Origin of the sequence: Bacillus sp. PS196 (genome assembly GCF_037963555.1) — a bacterium.
Classification (GTDB): Bacteria; Bacillota; Bacilli; order Bacillales; family Bacillaceae; genus Bacillus; species Bacillus subtilis.
In genome coordinates, this window is record NZ_CP150159.1 from 2041265 (window position 1) to 2057939 (window position 16675).

The 16675-nt window shown below is 43.1% G+C and carries 11 protein-coding genes and 1 tRNA gene; 3 read left to right on the forward strand and 9 right to left on the reverse strand.

Annotated features, from left to right (window positions below; translation table 11 throughout):
* Window positions 1–266 precede the first annotated feature (266 nt).
* From dacB to NST79_RS10330, 3 genes are all read right to left on the reverse strand, one after another.
* Window positions 267–1742, reverse strand: a complete 1476-nt coding sequence (gene dacB / locus NST79_RS10320) for a D-alanyl-D-alanine carboxypeptidase/D-alanyl-D-alanine-endopeptidase (RefSeq protein ID WP_128441663.1) — start codon at window positions 1740–1742, stop codon at window positions 267–269.
* Between the two features lie 33 nt (window positions 1743–1775).
* Window positions 1776–2753 carry an aldose 1-epimerase gene (gene galM / locus NST79_RS10325; RefSeq protein WP_015714037.1) on the reverse strand — a complete coding sequence of 326 codons (978 nt, stop codon included), beginning with the start codon at window positions 2751–2753 and terminating at the stop codon, window positions 1776–1778.
* A gap of 133 nt (window positions 2754–2886) precedes the next feature.
* Window positions 2887–4278 carry an MATE family efflux transporter gene (locus NST79_RS10330; RefSeq protein WP_212059582.1) on the reverse strand — a complete coding sequence of 464 codons (1392 nt, stop codon included), beginning with the start codon at window positions 4276–4278 and terminating at the stop codon, window positions 2887–2889.
* Window positions 4279–4563: 285 nt separating this feature from the next.
* Here NST79_RS10330 and iseA point away from each other — a divergent pair, with 285 nt between their 5' ends.
* On the forward strand, window positions 4564–5109 hold the full coding sequence (gene iseA / locus NST79_RS10335; protein ID WP_004399558.1) for a DL-endopeptidase inhibitor IseA: 546 nt from the start codon (window positions 4564–4566) through the stop codon (window positions 5107–5109).
* A 93-nt stretch (window positions 5110–5202) separates the two neighbouring features.
* Here iseA and NST79_RS10340 read toward each other — a convergent pair.
* From NST79_RS10340 to NST79_RS10350, 3 genes are all read right to left on the reverse strand, one after another.
* Window positions 5203–5275 (reverse strand) — tRNA-Arg (locus NST79_RS10340).
* A gap of 52 nt (window positions 5276–5327) precedes the next feature.
* Window positions 5328–5873 (reverse strand): site-specific integrase, encoded by a 546-nt coding sequence (locus NST79_RS10345; RefSeq protein ID WP_003231473.1) that lies wholly within the window; start codon window positions 5871–5873, stop codon window positions 5328–5330.
* 316 nt (window positions 5874–6189) lie between these two features.
* Window positions 6190–6420 carry an excisionase family DNA-binding protein gene (locus NST79_RS10350; protein ID WP_003231472.1) on the reverse strand — a complete coding sequence of 77 codons (231 nt, stop codon included), beginning with the start codon at window positions 6418–6420 and terminating at the stop codon, window positions 6190–6192.
* 182 nt (window positions 6421–6602) lie between these two features.
* On the opposite strand from NST79_RS10350, the gene ggt reads away from it, so the two are divergent.
* The gene (ggt, locus tag NST79_RS10355) at window positions 6603–8366 is read left to right on the forward strand and encodes a gamma-glutamyltransferase (RefSeq protein ID WP_003231470.1); all 1764 of its coding nucleotides are present in this window, start codon (window positions 6603–6605) and stop codon (window positions 8364–8366) included.
* A gap of 100 nt (window positions 8367–8466) precedes the next feature.
* Here ggt and yofA read toward each other — a convergent pair whose 3' ends face one another.
* A complete protein-coding gene (gene yofA / locus NST79_RS10360) occupies window positions 8467–9324 on the reverse strand; it encodes a LysR family transcriptional regulator YofA (protein WP_003231468.1) in 858 nt (285 codons plus the stop codon).
* 127 nt (window positions 9325–9451) lie between these two features.
* Here yofA and NST79_RS10365 point away from each other — a divergent pair, with 127 nt between their 5' ends.
* On the forward strand, window positions 9452–10441 hold the full coding sequence (locus NST79_RS10365) for a zinc-binding dehydrogenase (protein WP_014479971.1): 990 nt from the start codon (window positions 9452–9454) through the stop codon (window positions 10439–10441).
* A 56-nt stretch (window positions 10442–10497) separates the two neighbouring features.
* Here NST79_RS10365 and gltD read toward each other — a convergent pair whose 3' ends face one another.
* Together gltD and gltB are read right to left on the reverse strand one after the other, a co-directional pair.
* Window positions 10498–11979: a glutamate synthase small subunit gene (gene gltD / locus NST79_RS10370; protein ID WP_014476983.1), complete on the reverse strand. Its 1482-nt coding sequence runs from the start codon at window positions 11977–11979 to the stop codon at window positions 10498–10500.
* 16 nt (window positions 11980–11995) lie between these two features.
* On the reverse strand, window positions 11996–16558 hold the full coding sequence (gene gltB / locus NST79_RS10375) for a glutamate synthase large subunit (protein WP_212059583.1): 4563 nt from the start codon (window positions 16556–16558) through the stop codon (window positions 11996–11998).
* Between the last annotated feature and the right edge of the window lie 117 nt (window positions 16559–16675).

The window sequence follows — 16675 nt, forward strand, 5'->3', positions numbered from 1 at the left end:
TATTTTTTAAAGTACAATAAAAAACATTAAATTTTTATAACATTTTTTTGAATATAGTATTATTTCTTTATTTTTCGTTTCTTTTTTTATCAAATTTCCGGATATAAAGTGATAAAAGTATTGTTTTACATAAGGTCTTATACACTACTTTTTAATCGGACTAATTTTCTTTTGTGCATCATTCTTCTAATTGTTGGAAGGTTCGACAAAGCGTTATTACAGACATAAAAAAACCTGTTTTCTCTTGGAAAACAGGTCTCCCGCTATTATTGATTTGCCAAAATGACAGCGATTTGATCCTCAATATCTTTTCCATCCTCTTCATCAATCAATCCATTTAGAAGAATAGAGAAAACAAGTTTTTTTCCGCTCTTTGTTTCTGCGTACCCCGATAGAGAGCTTACCGTACTGAGCGATCCGGTTTTTGCTCTTACTTTTCCTTGTGCAGGAGTGTCTTTCATGCGGTTTCTCAGCGTTCCGCCCACCATTCTGTCAGGATTGCCCGCAACAGGTAAAGAATTTAGATAAGCCGAGAACCAACTCTGATCCTGAATGTCATATAACAGCTGTGAAAGTTGATCTGAGGATACAGCATCAATATGTGAGATTCCTGATCCGTCCCTTAAGACGAGTGATTTAGAATCAACACCAAATTCCGGAAGCGTACTGTTTAACACTTCGAGCCCCTTTTCCCAGCTCCCTTCTCCTTTTTTCACTTTCCCCATCTCTTTTACGAGCACTTCGGCATGTCCGTTATTACTTAATTTCATGAACGGCACAAAAAGTTTCGATAAAGGCATTGAGCGATGAGAGAGCAGCACATCTGAAGAACTAGGTGCTTCACCCATCTTGATGTCCCCTTTCACAGTAATACCTTGTTTTTTTAGTGACTGCTTAAATAAATCTAAGGCATATCCGGCAGGCTCCCAGACAGAAATCCATTCCTTTGTCTTGTTTGCGTCAACCGGTACGCTCCCTTCAATTGTAATCGTGTTTGTTCCATGCTCTCTTTCGATTGTGAGGTCTTTCTCTGAACCGGCAGCAGTCGTTTTAGCATCGTTCTTTATCGTTATATAATCGGTTTTCGGAGAGACAGACACGGCAGGCTCTTCCCCTTCTTTTTGATTTGGGGTGACCTCAACAATCACAGTGCCTGCATCATAGTCTTCATTCGGAGACGCTGTTAGAGCGGAGATTGGCGCGCCATAATATGTGTATTCATCGCTCCAAGGCATATCAGGTGATAATCGCATGTCATCATGCCACGTATCATCACCGATCAGATTGCCTTTAATTACTTTTACGCCGGAATGTTTCAATTTCTCAGCCATTTTGTCAAAATCAGATGGTAAAAGTGTCGGATCGCCTTTCCCTTTCAAATAAAGGTTACCATTCAGCTTTTTCCCTTTCAGTGTTCCATCCGTCCGGACCTCGGTTGTAAAAGAATAGTTCTCGCCAAGGACAGAAAGTGCCGCGGCCGCTGTCAAAAGCTTTAGAGAAGAGGCAGGCCTCATTCGGGTTTCTCCTGAATGTTCATATAGAACAGCACCTGTTTCCGCAGAGCGAACGGTGATGCCGGCCATTGCGCCTTCGAGGGCAGGATGATCAGCTAAAATCTTATCGATCTGCCCGGAAAGTGCATCTTGTTTTTCAGCGGCAAGCGCAGCCTGATGCATATAAGGCACCGAAGCAACGACGAAAAGCAGTAAAACAGCAACATAAAGCTTTATGCTTTTTTTCATTAATTTCCCCGCCTCTCTGCGCTTCATCATTGGCTATTGATGATTCAGTTCAATGGTGATACTGCTTTTAGCTGTCGTTTCTTCTCCCGGCTCCAGCACTTGTAAACCAGTGAGTGACGAAGGTAAATCAAGATTCACAGCGTTTGTCACCCATGTGTAAGGTTCAGGGCATAAGTACCCTTGTTTTCCGTCCGCATTGTATACAACCCAATGGTTAAACTGTTCATCTGCCTTATAAATAATGCTGATATGTGCATGCTGATGATAAATGACTGCCTGGTTTTCTCCGCCCCTCTTCTGATAGGAAGATAAAAAGACATCATCCAGCTGCTTGTGGCGCAAATCCATTCCTTCATGCAAAGCTTCTTTATTCGGTACATCCATCAGTTTCCCGGTCGGCAGCAGGCGTTCATCCAACTCCCATTGCTGATCTGCTGTCAGGGAGAATAACGAGCTTTCTGCCGGAAACACAAATGTAGTATGATACCCAATTCCCCAAGGAAACGCTTCCTTTCCTTTGTTCATGACCGTCGCATGTTTAAATAGGGTATTCTCCTTGATCGTGTATGTCATCCGAACGACGGCATGATGAGGAAATTGCTTCTGCACATGGGGAAGCTCAGAAAGATCAATTTCTGTTTCAACAATCACTCCTTCATCAGTTTGCTTCGTGGTCACGACATTCCACTTTTCATGGTAAAGAAACCCATGAAGATGGTTGTGTTTATCCTTCTCGTTGATATCAAAATGATACGTTCTGCCCCGGAAACTGAATGTACCGTCACTTATGCGGTTAGGCGGGAACAGGATTGGAATGCCATACAATGTTGGTGTGTCGTGAAAACTTTCTGCTGTTTCCGGTTCACGCAAAAGCTGGACTTTTGTTGTTTTGTCCACGAGAGAAATGACGTTGCTCCCCCACTCAGGGACAACAATCATTTCTAGATGTTCGTTGCCCGCTTTGATGGCCGGCGTTCCCAAATACGTGATTTTCTCAATAAAGTTTGCCATGTTTACTCAACCTCTCCTTGATTCATTGCTAGTATAAGAATTCAATGTACTGTACCATATTTCCTCCATTTTATATTTTCCCCTATCAAATAAAAAAACACCGTTCAAACTTATGAACGGTGTGATTCGGAGGCTATTGGATGAGACGGGTGATTTGTTTCTTTTTCCAGACGAATTGATAATACCCATAAATCAACAGCAAGCTGACGGCAAACGCAGCTGGATAACCAACCCAGACGCCGAGTATTTCAAGCTTTGTATAGTGAGAAAGGACGAAAGCAACAGGCACCTCTACTCCCCAGATTGCAAAAATACTGATGACGGTCGGCCATAAAACCGTTCCGCTTGCCCGCATCGTTGCAGAAATAATTTGGGCATTTCCAAACAGCAAATAGCTCCACAGTGTAATCATCAAAAGACGGTGCGCAATGTAAAGCGTCTCTTGCTCGGTTAAAAATAACGATAAAATCTGATGTGAAAAAACATAGATCAGAATGATCAGTACGCCGCCAATGATATAATTCAGCCAAATCCCCACGCGAATGACCTGCTTTAAGCGGTCAAACTCGTTCGCTCCGATCGATTGCGCAGCGAAAATAGAAACCGCAATACCAAGGCTGACGGCCGGCATCTGTACATAGCTGGCCACCTGGTTGACCACTCCGTATGCAGCTGTTGCATTAGAGCCGTAATGATTGACGAATGAAATAACCGCTATCTCTGATAATGAGACAAGAATCATATTGATGCTTGCTGGGACCCCAAGACGCAGCAGAAGAACCAGCAGTTCCTTATCCATTTTCAAATAACGACGCACTGTTTTATCAAATTGCAGCGGGTGTTTTCGCTTTCGTAAATACACCATTAACACGAGAAAAGTCGCAATCGTGGAAATGACAGTTGCATATGCCGAGCCGTATATGCCCAGTTTCGGAAAACCAAACATGCCAAGGATTAAAACAGGCAAAAGCGCGATGTTGATGACCGTGCTCACAATCAGCGTATAAAACGGTGTCTTGGAATCTCCTGTTCCGCGCAAAAAGGTAGTATATGCAAAATATAAAAACATAAATGGCATAGCATAAAATAAAATACGTGCATAGTTAGCGCTGACATGAATGACATTTTCAGGTGTTCCCATTAAACGAAGGATATCCAGGGTGAACATACTGCCGATGACGGCTAACACAACGCCTAATAAAAATGTAAAGGTGAGCGTCGTCCCGACAACAGCCTTTAGCCGTTCCTCATTTTTCGCTCCGTAAGCTTGTCCGATCAGAATCGAACTTCCTGAACCGATCCCAATTGTAAATGAGATTAAAAGAAAAAATAACGGGAAAAAGGATGATACAGCTGCCACTGCATCAACACCTAGCCATCTGCCTACAGCCATCATCCCGACTAGCTGGCCGACTGATTGCAGCACATTGCTCAGCAGAAGCGGCACTAAAAAGAGTGACATCGACCGCCAAACTGATGGTTTGCTTTTCTTTTGAGTTACAAGAGGTTCTTGTGATGTTTCCATATTAAAGGACTCCTTTATTTGAAATCGTTTTTAAACATGCCCTCATTTTTTGACAAAAACAGGATATGTAACATGTTATTATTCATCACTGCACTTATGAAACCCTTCCCGATTCTTCTAATTTTACACATCTTTTTAGCTTATGAAGAATAAACTAGCAAGTAATGGCGTATTTTTTGTGAGTAAAAGAATAAAAAATAATTTATGCAAAAGTATTGTAATCTATACGTAATTATTGTAACATTTGTAACATAAGAGAAAGAGATTTTGAAGGAGAGAGCGATAATGAAAAAATGTCTTCTATTTCTAACAACCATTGCACTTATTCTGTCATTAAGCACAAATGCATTTGCGAAAAATACATCAGGCGATTTATCACAAAAACAAGCATTACAGTTGGCATTATCCGCTAGAGAACATTTTTGGAACACCATGAGCGGCCACAATCCGAAGGTGAAAAAAGCAGTTTGCCCATCAGGCACATTCGAGTATCAAAATCTTCAATATGTATACATGTGCAGTGATCTAGGCACTAAAGCAAAAGCGGTGAATTATTTAACTCCTATTTTTACAAAAACAGCAATCGAAAAAGGCTTTAAAGATTATCATTTCACTGTTTCAAAAGGAAAACTTGCTGTTCCAATCGGTGACGGAGACAATCTTTTGAATTGGAAAAAATCAACTGCTAAACTGATCTCTAAAAAAGGCAGCACAATCACATACGAATTTACCGTCCCTACATTAGACGGATCCCCTTCTGCAAAACGGAAAGTGACATTTGTGAAAGAAAATAAAAAATGGAAAGTCAATCAATTTGACGCAGTTATATAAGAATAACGCCCGGTATAAGCGGGCGTTTTTTATTTGGTCTGCATAAAGAAAGACAACAGGCGAAAAGTGCCTGTTGTCTTTTTGTGAATATAACGCTCTAGGAGAGATTCGAACTCCCGACCTGCAGTTTAGGAAACTGCTGCACTATCCGCTGTGCTACTAGAGCTTTTAGTATTTATATAGTAGCTCTGATGATCAATATTTTCAAGCGATTTGTATTAAAGCCCTCCAAAAACCTTATATGCGGCTCTTGTCGTATCTTCATCAATACCGATATACCGCATTGTAATGGATGGTGATGAATGATTCAGTATTCTCTGCAGCTCGGCGATGTCTTTCGTTCGCTGATAAAAATGATAGCCAAACGTTTTCCGGAGTGTATGCGTCCCTATCTCCTCAAGTCCGCACGCCGCAGCGGCCTCTCTTAAAATTCTGTAGGCCTGTATGCGGGAAATCGGCTTCCTGGTCCGCACTGATTTAAAAAGATATTCGTTTTCCTTCATGTCTTTCGTATACTCGTATATTTCCTGTTTCAGCGATTCTAAAATAAGAATCTTTCTTTTCTTTTTCGTTTTGCTTTCAGTCGCCCATAAATGATCTTTATTTTGAACGTCCTTCACTTGCAGCGGCAGAATATCAGAAATGCGGAGCGCGCTGTTGATGCCGAAAATAAACAGAAAATAATCCCGCTTGTTTTTGTTAAGCAAATACTGTTTGACTTCTTGGATTTTCTCTAGACTGCGAATCGGCTGTACAATATGCATCAAAAAACTCCTTAAAAACCGTTATGTAACATTTTGAGGTTTATGTTACTATTATAGCTGAAAAACGTTGAATGTCAAAGTGCGGCGGCATTTATGTAACATAATATACATAGTGTTACATAAGCTTTTAAAAAAGCTTCTTCCAACCTTCACCCTATAAAATAAGCTTTAAAGCCTATTATAAAGCTTTTAACCTCTTGGATACTTATCCCCCTACTAATCATCAAAAATCCTCTTAAAATGAAATCTGACGCTCCCAATTTTCTGGAGCTTCCGCAAAAAACATACAAAAAAAGACACAATTTCAAATTGTGTCCTAATCCTCATCCTTTACATCAATATCTTCCGGGATCGGTTCATTTAATATTTCCTGCACAAGTGCTTTGTAATTCTCCAGCTGTTCGAGATGCGTTTTGAACTGCTCTTTATAAATCAAAAATTGCTCTCCGTCATGAACGGCTCTGATTTTCCCTTCGAGCACCAAGCTTTTAATATAATCCTCTGAAAGATTTGTATATTCTGCTGTTTCTTCAATCGTTAAATACATAGCAGTCCCTTCTTAATCCGTATGCTGATTCTAATATAGCACATGGCTCATATCAATATAATCAATTTTGCACAGAAAAACGGCATTATGCACTATATAATATACCATTTGTCACTTGTGAAAACGCTGTAATTTTTTTACGCTAAGATTGTAACAATACAGCTTCATATAGGAGGGAGAACATGAAAAGAACGTGGAACGTCTGTTTAACAGCTCTGCTTAGTGTTCTGTTAGTCGCTGGAAGTGTCCCTTTTCACGCGGAAGCTAAAAAACCGCCCAAAAGCTACGATGAGTACAAACAAGTAGATGTTGGAAAAGACGGCATGGTTGCGACCGCACATCCTCTTGCTTCTGAAATCGGTGCTGATGTGCTGAAAAAAGGAGGAAATGCTATTGACGCAGCGGTTGCCATTCAATTTGCACTCAATGTAACAGAGCCGATGATGTCAGGTATTGGCGGCGGCGGTTTTATGATGGTGTATGACGGAAAAACGAAGGATACAACGATAATCGACAGCCGTGAGCGTGCTCCAGCAGGCGCAACTCCTGATATGTTTCTGGACGAAAACGGCAAAGCAATTCCTTTCTCTGAACGTGTAACAAAAGGTACTGCCGTTGGTGTTCCAGGCACTCTGAAAGGGCTGGAAGAAGCCTTGGATAAATGGGGAACCCGTTCGATGAAGCAATTAATTACCCCTTCTATTAAACTCGCTGAAAAAGGCTTTCCGATTGATTCGGTGTTGGCAGAGGCCATTTCTGATTATCAGGAAAAGCTTTCACGGACTGCCGCAAAAGATGTATTTTTACCAAATGGCGAACCGCTTAAAGAAGGAGATACCCTTATTCAAAAGGATTTGGCTAAAACATTTAAGCTTATTCGCTCCAAAGGCACTGACGCTTTTTATAAAGGAAAATTCGCCAAGACGCTTTCTGACACTGTCCAGGATTTCGGCGGATCAATGACAGAAAAAGATTTAGAAAATTACGACATTACAATTGATGAACCGATTTGGGGAGATTATCAAGGCTATCAAATCGCTACTACTCCTCCTCCAAGCTCCGGCGGTATTTTCTTATTGCAAATGCTGAAAATCCTTGATCATTTTAACCTTTCACAATACGATGTCCGCTCATGGGAAAAATATCAGCTGCTTGCTGAAACGATGCATTTGTCATATGCCGACCGTGCGTCTTACGCAGGTGATCCCGAATTTGTAAATGTTCCTCTCAAAGGCCTGCTTCACCCCGATTATATTAAAGAACGCCAGCAATTAATCAACCTAGATCAAGTGAATAAAAAACCGAAAGCCGGTGACCCTTGGAAATACCAAGAAGGATCAGCAAACTATAAACAAGTTGAACAGCCGAAAGACAAAGTAGAAGGCCAAACAACCCACTTTACAGTTGCTGACCGTTGGGGAAATGTTGTTTCTTATACAACAACAATCGAACAGCTATTCGGAACGGGTATTATGGTCCCTGATTACGGTGTTATTTTAAACAATGAATTAACGGATTTTGATGCGATACCAGGCGGAGCTAACGAAGTACAGCCAAACAAACGGCCTTTAAGCAGCATGACCCCGACGATTTTATTTAAGGATGACAAGCCTGTCCTCACGGTTGGATCTCCTGGCGGGGCCACAATTATTTCATCCGTTTTGCAAACCATTCTCTACCACATTGAATATGGTATGGAATTAAAAGCAGCTGTTGAAGAGCCGAGAATTTACACAAACAGCATGAGCTCTTACCGTTACGAAGACGGAGTTCCTAAAGATGTCCTCAGCAAGCTAAACGGCATGGGCCACAAATTCGGCACAAGTCCGGTGGATATCGGAAACGTGCAAAGTATATCGATCGACCATGAAAACGGCACCTTTAAAGGTGTAGCTGATTCAAGCAGAAACGGCGCGGCGATCGGCATTAATTTAAAACGTAAATAAATAAAAAACTGTACTCGCTTCAAATGAGTACAGTTTTTTCATGCAGATCTTTAAAATAAAAACTGACAAACGTCTTTATTCTGCTAATGCACGTCTATCTTCATCTTTTCATTTCGTTTATCTCATCAAGAAATGTCTGAAACGCACTCGTAATAAAAAAGTCTTTCCTGTATATAAAGACGATCTCTAAGTCTTGATATGATGGTGGCAGCTGATGAATCCATACATTTGTACGATGCTCGGAGCCGTCAACAGCGGACTTTGGGAGCAGCGCCGTACCCATCCCGGCGGAAACACCTTTTATAATAGCCTCCAATGTGCCAAACTCTATGATTTTTTGATTGTGTATGCCTGCTTCCTCTAGTAATCTTTTGACCCTGTCACGATGAGAACAGCCAGCCCCAAAAAAGAGCATCGGCTGCTGAAGCATGTCTTCTGCCGTCCCTTCTCGTGATGAAATCAAAACTAATTCATCATGGGAGACATGGAGTTGTCTAACTGCAGCGTGTTCAACCGGCCCATATACAAAAGCGCCATCAACTTTATGATCAAGAACCTGTTGAATCAAATGATGCGTATCAGCTGTGTTCACTGATAAATCCACTTCAGGAAAACGCCTGAGGAAGGATGCTGCATGCTCAGGCAGATGCGTTACCGCCATTGTTTCCAGTGATCCGATCCGCAAAGGCCCTTTTGGTTGCCTGCTCATTCGGGTCGATTTTTCAGCTTGGTCTAACAGCGATAATACTTGATCTGCATATTGTAAAAGATTTTCTCCTGCAGCAGTCAGCTTCATTCCCCGATTCGTTCGATGAAAAAGCCTGATATTCAAATCTTCCTCAAGGTTATGCACTCTGGCTGTCACATTCGACTGAACATAATTCAGCATTTGGGCTGCTTTCGTTATGCTTCCTTCGCGAGCAACAGCCTGAAAAATCTTTAAATCTCCGCTTTCCACGCGCTCTCACCTGCTTGCTATGATGAAAAGTGATATTGGCTATCATATTTGTTCATTTTACTCGAAGAAAACCGCTATGTAAAATATGTAAAGATATGAAAATACAATTAATGAGGAGGCAGACAGCATGAAAGCTGTAATTCACAACGGAAAAGCCGGTCTTCTGGGGTTATCAGTTCAGGACGTTCCATCAACAAAGCCTGGATACGGAGAGGTAAAGGTTAAATTAAAATCTGCAGGCCTGAATCATCGTGACTTGTTTCTTATGAAAAACAAATCTGAACAAGATCCTCACATGATACTGGGTTCTGACGGCGCGGGTATCATCGAAGAGATTGGTGAAGGCGTGAAAAATGTTACTGTTCAGACAGAAGTAGTCATTTTCCCGACATTGAACTGGGATTTGACAGAAAATGTTCCACCTGTACCTGAGATTCTGGGAGGTCCTTCGGACGGAACACTTGCTGAATATGTGATCATTCCTTCACAAAATGCAATCAAAAAACCTGCTTATTTATCTTGGGAAGAAGCGGGCGTTTTACCTTTATCCGCTTTAACTGCATATCGGGCTCTGTTTACAAAGGGGCAATTAAAAAAAGGCGAGCATCTATTGATACCCGGCATCGGCAGCGGTGTAGCAACCTACGCTTTATTTATGGCTAAGGCGATTGGGGCAACAGTAAGCGTGACCTCCCGCAGTGAGGAGAAAAGAAAAAAGGCGCTGAAATTAGGTGCTGATTACGCATTTGACAGCTACAGCAATTGGGATGAGCAGTTGCAGGGAAAAAAGGCGGATGTTGTTCTTGACAGCATAGGACCTGCCCTCTTTTCGGAATACTTCCGCCATGTAAAACCAAATGGCCGTATTGTCAGCTTTGGGGCAAGCTCAGGGGATAATCTCAGTTTTCCGGTGCGTTCTCTATTCTTTCCTCAGGTCAATGTTTTGGGAACCTCGATGGGAAGCGGTGAGGAATTTCAAGCTATGCTCGCTTTCATTGACAAACATAAGCTGCGGCCTGTAATTGACCGGATATATCCTTTAGAAAAAGCATGTGAAGCATATAAAAGAATGCAGGAAGGCAGACAGTTTGGAAACATCGGGATCGTAATGGAATAAAAAAAGAAACCGGCTGGCAGCCAGACCGGTTTCTCTTATATGATAATCCCCTTTATTTACGGAAGAACTGAACTCCCCATCAAATATCGATCCACTTCCCGCGCCACTTCACGGCCTTCATTAATCGCCCATACGATTAAGCTTTGCCCTCTTCTTGCATCCCCTGCGGCGAATACACCATCGATATTTGTTTGATAATCCCCATATGCTGCACTGATTTTGTTATTTACTGAATCAACACCGAACTGTTTCAACAGCGGCTGTTCTGTGCCTTCAAAGCCGATAGCGATAAAGACAAGCTGAGCAGGCCATACTTTTTCCGTTCCAGGCAGCTCGCGGAACTCGTATTTACCATGCTCATTTTTCACTTTTTCCATTTGGATGGTATGAAGCTCTTTCAGCTTTCCGTTTTTATCCGCGACCATTTTTGTCGTTTGAATGGAGTATTCTCTCGGATCTCTTCCGAATTTTGCTTCTGCTTCCTCGTATGCATATTCAAGCGTAAAGACGTGTGGCTGTTCAGGCCACATATTGTCATTCGTGCGGGCTGGCGGAAGTTTCGGGTGTTTGCCGAATTGGTGCACACTTTTGGCTTTTTGACGCAGAGCGGTAGCCACACAGTCAGCTCCTGTATCTCCGCCTCCGATTACGATGACATCTTTCCCTTTGGCATCAATGAATTGCTTGTCTTTAAAATTAGAATCTAAATAGCTTTTTGTTGCAAGTGTGAGGTAGTCCATCGCGTAATGGACTCCTTTTGAGTCGCGTCCTTCAATTAAGAGATCCCGCTGTTTTTGAGCGCCTGTGCATAAGATCACAGCATCAAATTGCTCCTTTAGCTCATCAGCTGTAATGTCAACACCGATTTCTGTGTTCGTTACAAAATCAATTCCCTCTTGCGTCAGCAATTTAATTCGGCGTTCTACAATGCCCTTCTCAAGCTTCATGTTTGGAATGCCGTATGTTAAAAGGCCGCCCGCTCTGTCTGCTCGTTCAAAAACAGTGACGGAATGTCCCGCTTGATTCAGCTGGTCAGCACTCGCCAGTCCGGCTGGGCCTGACCCGACGATGGCCACTTTTTTGCCTGTTCGTTTTTTAGGAATTCTAGGTTGAATCCAGCCGTTCTCAAATCCTTTGTCGATAATGGTTCGCTCGATATTTTTAATTGAAACGGCCGGGTCTGAAATCGCTAAAGTGCATGATCCTTCACAAGGAGCGGGACATACCCGCCCTGTGAATTCAGGAAAGTTGTTTGTTTTCAACAGGCGTTCCAATGCTTCCTTCCATCTGCCCCGGTAGACAAGATCATTCCATTCAGGAATTAAGTTGTAAATCGGACAGCCGGATGTAAATCCGTTAATGTCCGCACCGATCTGGCAAAACGGTGTACCGCAATCCATGCACCGCGCCCCCTGCCGTTTCGATGCTTCTTCTGAAAAAGGAGCAGAATATTCTTTCCAATCCTTTAAGCGAGTGAGAGGGTCCCGCTCCGCAGGTTTTTCTCGTTTGATCTCCATAAATCCAGTTGGTTTCCCCATGTTCCTCTCCCCTTCCTTACTGTACTACCGCTTGTTTTTGTCCCGATGCTGCTGTATTCTGCTTTGGCTTCGTGTTGGCCTCAAAAGCGAACATGATGGCTTCTTCATCTGATAAACCTGCAGCTTTTTGCTCTTCGATGCTTGCGAGCATTTGTTTATAGTTTTTCGGAATGACTTTGACGAATTTTTTCACACTGTCTTCCCATTGATCAAGCAAATCTTCTGCTTTTTGGCTGTTTGTATATGCAGTATGTCTTTCAAGCATTGCTTTGATTTGCTGGATTTCTTTCTCGTCCTCTAATGATTCAAATAAAATCATCTCAAGGTTGCATTTGCGTTTAAACGCTTTGACATCTTCGGCCAGTACATAAGCGATTCCGCCGGACATACCTGCCGCAAAGTTTTTGCCTACATCACCGAGAACGACAACGCTGCCGCCAGTCATGTATTCACAGCCGTGGTCGCCAATACCTTCTACAACTACGTTCACACCGCTGTTTCGAACGGCAAAGCGTTCACCAGCACGTCCGTTAATATATGCTTCTCCGCTTGTCGCACCGTAAAAAGCCACGTTGCCGATAATGACATTGTCATCCGAAGCAGAGTTGAATCCTTCTGGTGACTTGACGATGATTTTTCCGCCAGAAAGCCCTTTTCCGACGTAATCATTTGAGTCTCCGTCCAAATAAAGCGTCATCCCTTTAGGAACGAAAGCTCCAAAGCTTTGGCCGGCTGATCCGGTAAAGTGCAGCTTGATTGTATCTTCAGGAAGACCTTCTTCTCCGTAACGCTTTGAGATTTCACTGCCGGTTATCGTTCCGGCTACACGATTTGTATTATTGATTTCAATCGAAATATCAGCTTCTTTTCCAGATTCGATGGCTTCTTGTACAGCCGGGAGAATTGTTGTGATATCAAGCGATTGATCAATTTTATGATTTTGCGGCGATCGGAACGTCCGCACCCCTTCAGGCTGATAAAGAAGTGTAGACAAATCAAGCTGGCTTGCTTTCCAGTGCCCCTTCGCCCGTTCACTTACATGAAGTACATCAGTGCGGCCGATCATTTCATCAAATGTCTTGAAGCCTAACGCAGCCATGTACTCACGAACCTCTTCAGCAATGAACAGCATATAGTTCACAATATGGTCAGGATCCCCCATGAACTTTTTGCGAAGCTCTGGGTTTTGTGTCGCTACACCGACAGGGCATGTATCCAAATGGCAGGCACGCATCATGACACAGCCGAGTACAACTAACGGAGCCGTTGCGAAACCAAATTCTTCGGCGCCGAGCAAGGCAGCCATCACAACGTCGCGGCCCGTCATGAGCTTTCCGTCTGTTTCTAATACAACACGGTCACGAAGTCCGTTCAGCATTAGTGTTTGATGTGCTTCTGCAAGGCCAAGCTCCCACGGAAGCCCTGTATGTTTAATACTGGTTTTCGGAGAAGCGCCTGTACCTCCGTCATAGCCGCTGATCACAATGACATCTGCAGTCGCTTTGGCAACACCTGCAGCGATTGTTCCTACACCTGCTTTTGACACCAGCTTTACGCTGATTCTTGCGTCACGGTTGGCATTTTTCAAATCGTGGATCAGCTGGGCTAAATCCTCAATCGAATAAATGTCATGGTGTGGCGGAGGTGAGATTAATCCGACACCTGGCGTTGACCCGCGGACATCGGCAACCCATGGATATACCTTGTTGCCAGGAAGCTGCCCGCCTTCACCCGGCTTAGCACCTTGAGCCATTTTAATCTGCAGCTCATCAGCATTGACGAGGTAATGGCTTTTGACACCAAACCGTCCGGATGCAATTTGTTTGATCGCACTTCTTCTATCATCGCCGTTCTCATCTGGAACAAAGCGTTTGGGATCTTCTCCGCCTTCACCGCTGTTGCTTTTTCCTCCAAGACGGTTCATTGCGATTGCTAAAGCTTCGTGCGCTTCCTTACTCAAGGACCCGAATGACATCGCACCCGTTTTAAAACGTTTGACAATCGATTCAGCGGATTCAACCTCCTCCAACTTCAAAGGCTTGCGGTTTCCGTCAAATGCGAACAAGTTCCGCAAAAACCCGATGCGTTCTTCATCAGCCGCTTTTGTATACTGTTTAAACAGATTGTAATCATTTCTGCGGCACGCCCATTGCAAAGTATGAATCGTTTTCGGATTAAACGCATGATGCTCTCCGCCATTTCTCCATTGGAAGTCACTTCCCGGTTCAAGCGTTTTGCTGTAATCATCCTGATACGCTTCCCGGTGGCGGCGCTGTGCCTCTTCTGCAATTGTTTGTAAATCGATGCCGCCTAGCTGTGATGCAGTACCTGTGAAATAGCGGTCGATCACATCGCGGCTGATTCCTACCGCCTCAAAGATTTGTGCGCCTCTGTAGCTTTGCACAGTTGAAATTCCCATCTTGGACATCACTTTTACGACGCCCTCAGTAATGCTTTTTCCATATTTGCTGACCGCTTCCTCATAGCTGATATCCAAACGGCCTTCATCAATTTCCTGCTTGTAGGTCGCATAAGCGAGATAAGGGTTAATCGCATCTGCGCCATAACCGATTAACGCTGCAAAGTGATGCACTTCACGTGCTTCTCCCGATTCCACAATAATGCTGACCTTCGTACGCAGCCCTTTGCGGATTAAGTGCTGGTGCAGTGCGCTTACTGCCAGAAGCGGCGGAATTGGTGTCAGTCGTTCGTTCATCTTTTTGTCTGATAAAATTAACAAACTTACGCCTTGGCTGATGGCTTTCTCTGCCTGTGTGAACATGTCCTTTAAACCGCGTTCAAGATCCTCTGAAAACAGCACATCAATTTTTTGGCTTTTTAAATCAGGATGAACAATCGTTTTCAATGCGTAAAACTGTTCATTGGATAAAACAGGTGTATACAGTTTAATCCGGCGAACATTTCGTTCACTTGGATGAAGAAGATCGCCTTCCGCACCGAGCCAAGTCATCGTTGAAGTGACAAGCTGCTCACGAATCGCGTCGATTGGCGGGTTCGTTACTTGTGCAAACAGCTGTTTAAAGTAGTTAAACAGCGATTGCGCTCGGTCAGAAAGTACAGCAAGCGGAGCGTCATTCCCCATTGAACCAAGGGGATCTTTGCCTTCTTTAATAACAGGAATTAGATACTTTTGGATATCCTCATATGTGTATCCGAATGCCTTCTGGCGAGTAAGAAGATCACTAAATTGTTCTTCTTCTCTTGACTCCGGATCAGGATTTACTTGTACAAGCTCTTCTTCAAGCCATTTTTGGTACGGATACTCAGTTGCAATTTGTGTTTTGACTTCCTCATCGGAGATAATACGGCCTTCTTCCAGGTCGATTAAAAGCATTTTCCCAGGCTCAAGGCGGTTTTTATATAAAACGTTCTCCTGTTCAACTTCAATAACGCCTACTTCAGATGAGAAAATAATATAATCATCTTTTGTGACATAATAACGGGCCGGACGGAGACCGTTCCGGTCAAGGATCGCCCCGACTTGTTTACCGTCAGTAAATGAAATAGCTGTCGGTCCGTCCCAAGGCTCCATCAGGGAGCTATGGTACTCGTAGAACGCCCTTTTTTCCTTGGACATATGCGTATTTTCCGTCCAAGGCTCTGGAATGAGCATCATTGCCGTATGTGCCGGTTTGCGTCCAGCCATCACAAAAAACTCAAATGCGTTATCCAAAATGGAAGAGTCACTGCCATCAGCATTGAGAATCGGCAAAATCTTGTTTAAGTCCTCACCGAAGCTTTCAGAAACAAATTGCTGCTCACGTGCTCTCATCCAGTTGATATTTCCGCGAAGGGTGTTAATTTCACCGTTGTGAACCAAATAGCGGTTAGGATGCGCTCTTTCCCATGTAGGGAATGTATTGGTACTGAAGCGTGAATGAACAAGCGCAAAAGCAGAAACGAATGCTTCGTCTTGCAGATCAGAATAAAATGCATCAACCTGTTCAGGTGTTAAAAGGCCTTTGTAAACAATGGTCTGGCTTGAAAGACTGGCAAAATAAAAATCAAGACCTTCCGTTACTCCCCAATTTTCAGCCTGTTTACGAATGACATACAATTTTCGTTCAAAAGATAAATTGTCCTTTAGATCAGAATTTGCGCCGATAAATACCTGACGGACAAACGGACAGCTTTTTTGCGCCACTGTTCCGATTTTTCCGACATTTACAGGTACAGTTCTCCATCCAAGAACGACTTGGCCTTCTTGTTCAATCAGTGCATTGATTTGCTTTTCAATTTTTTTTCTTTCATCTTCTTTCTGTGAGAAAAAGACCATTCCTACCCCGTAACGTTCTTTTTCTGGCAGATTGATGTCTTTGCACTCTTTTCTAAAGAAAGCATCAGGGATTTGAACCAGTAAGCCGGCTCCGTCTCCTGTATCCGGATCACTGCCTTGCCCTCCTCTATGGTCTAGCTGGCAAAGCATCTTAAGTCCTTGTTTGACAATGTCGTGAGTCTGCTTGCCCTTTAAGTGTGCATATAGGCCGATTCCGCATGCATCATGTTCAAATTCAGGACGGTAGAGACCTTGAGCTTTTGGCATTTGATTGTACGTCATAATTCCTCTCCCCCGATCAATTTCCGATAATACCGGTCATAAAATCTAACAACTCTATAATCATTGTAGGTTTTCAAAACGATATAAACAATATATAATTTAGATCAAAAGAATCTC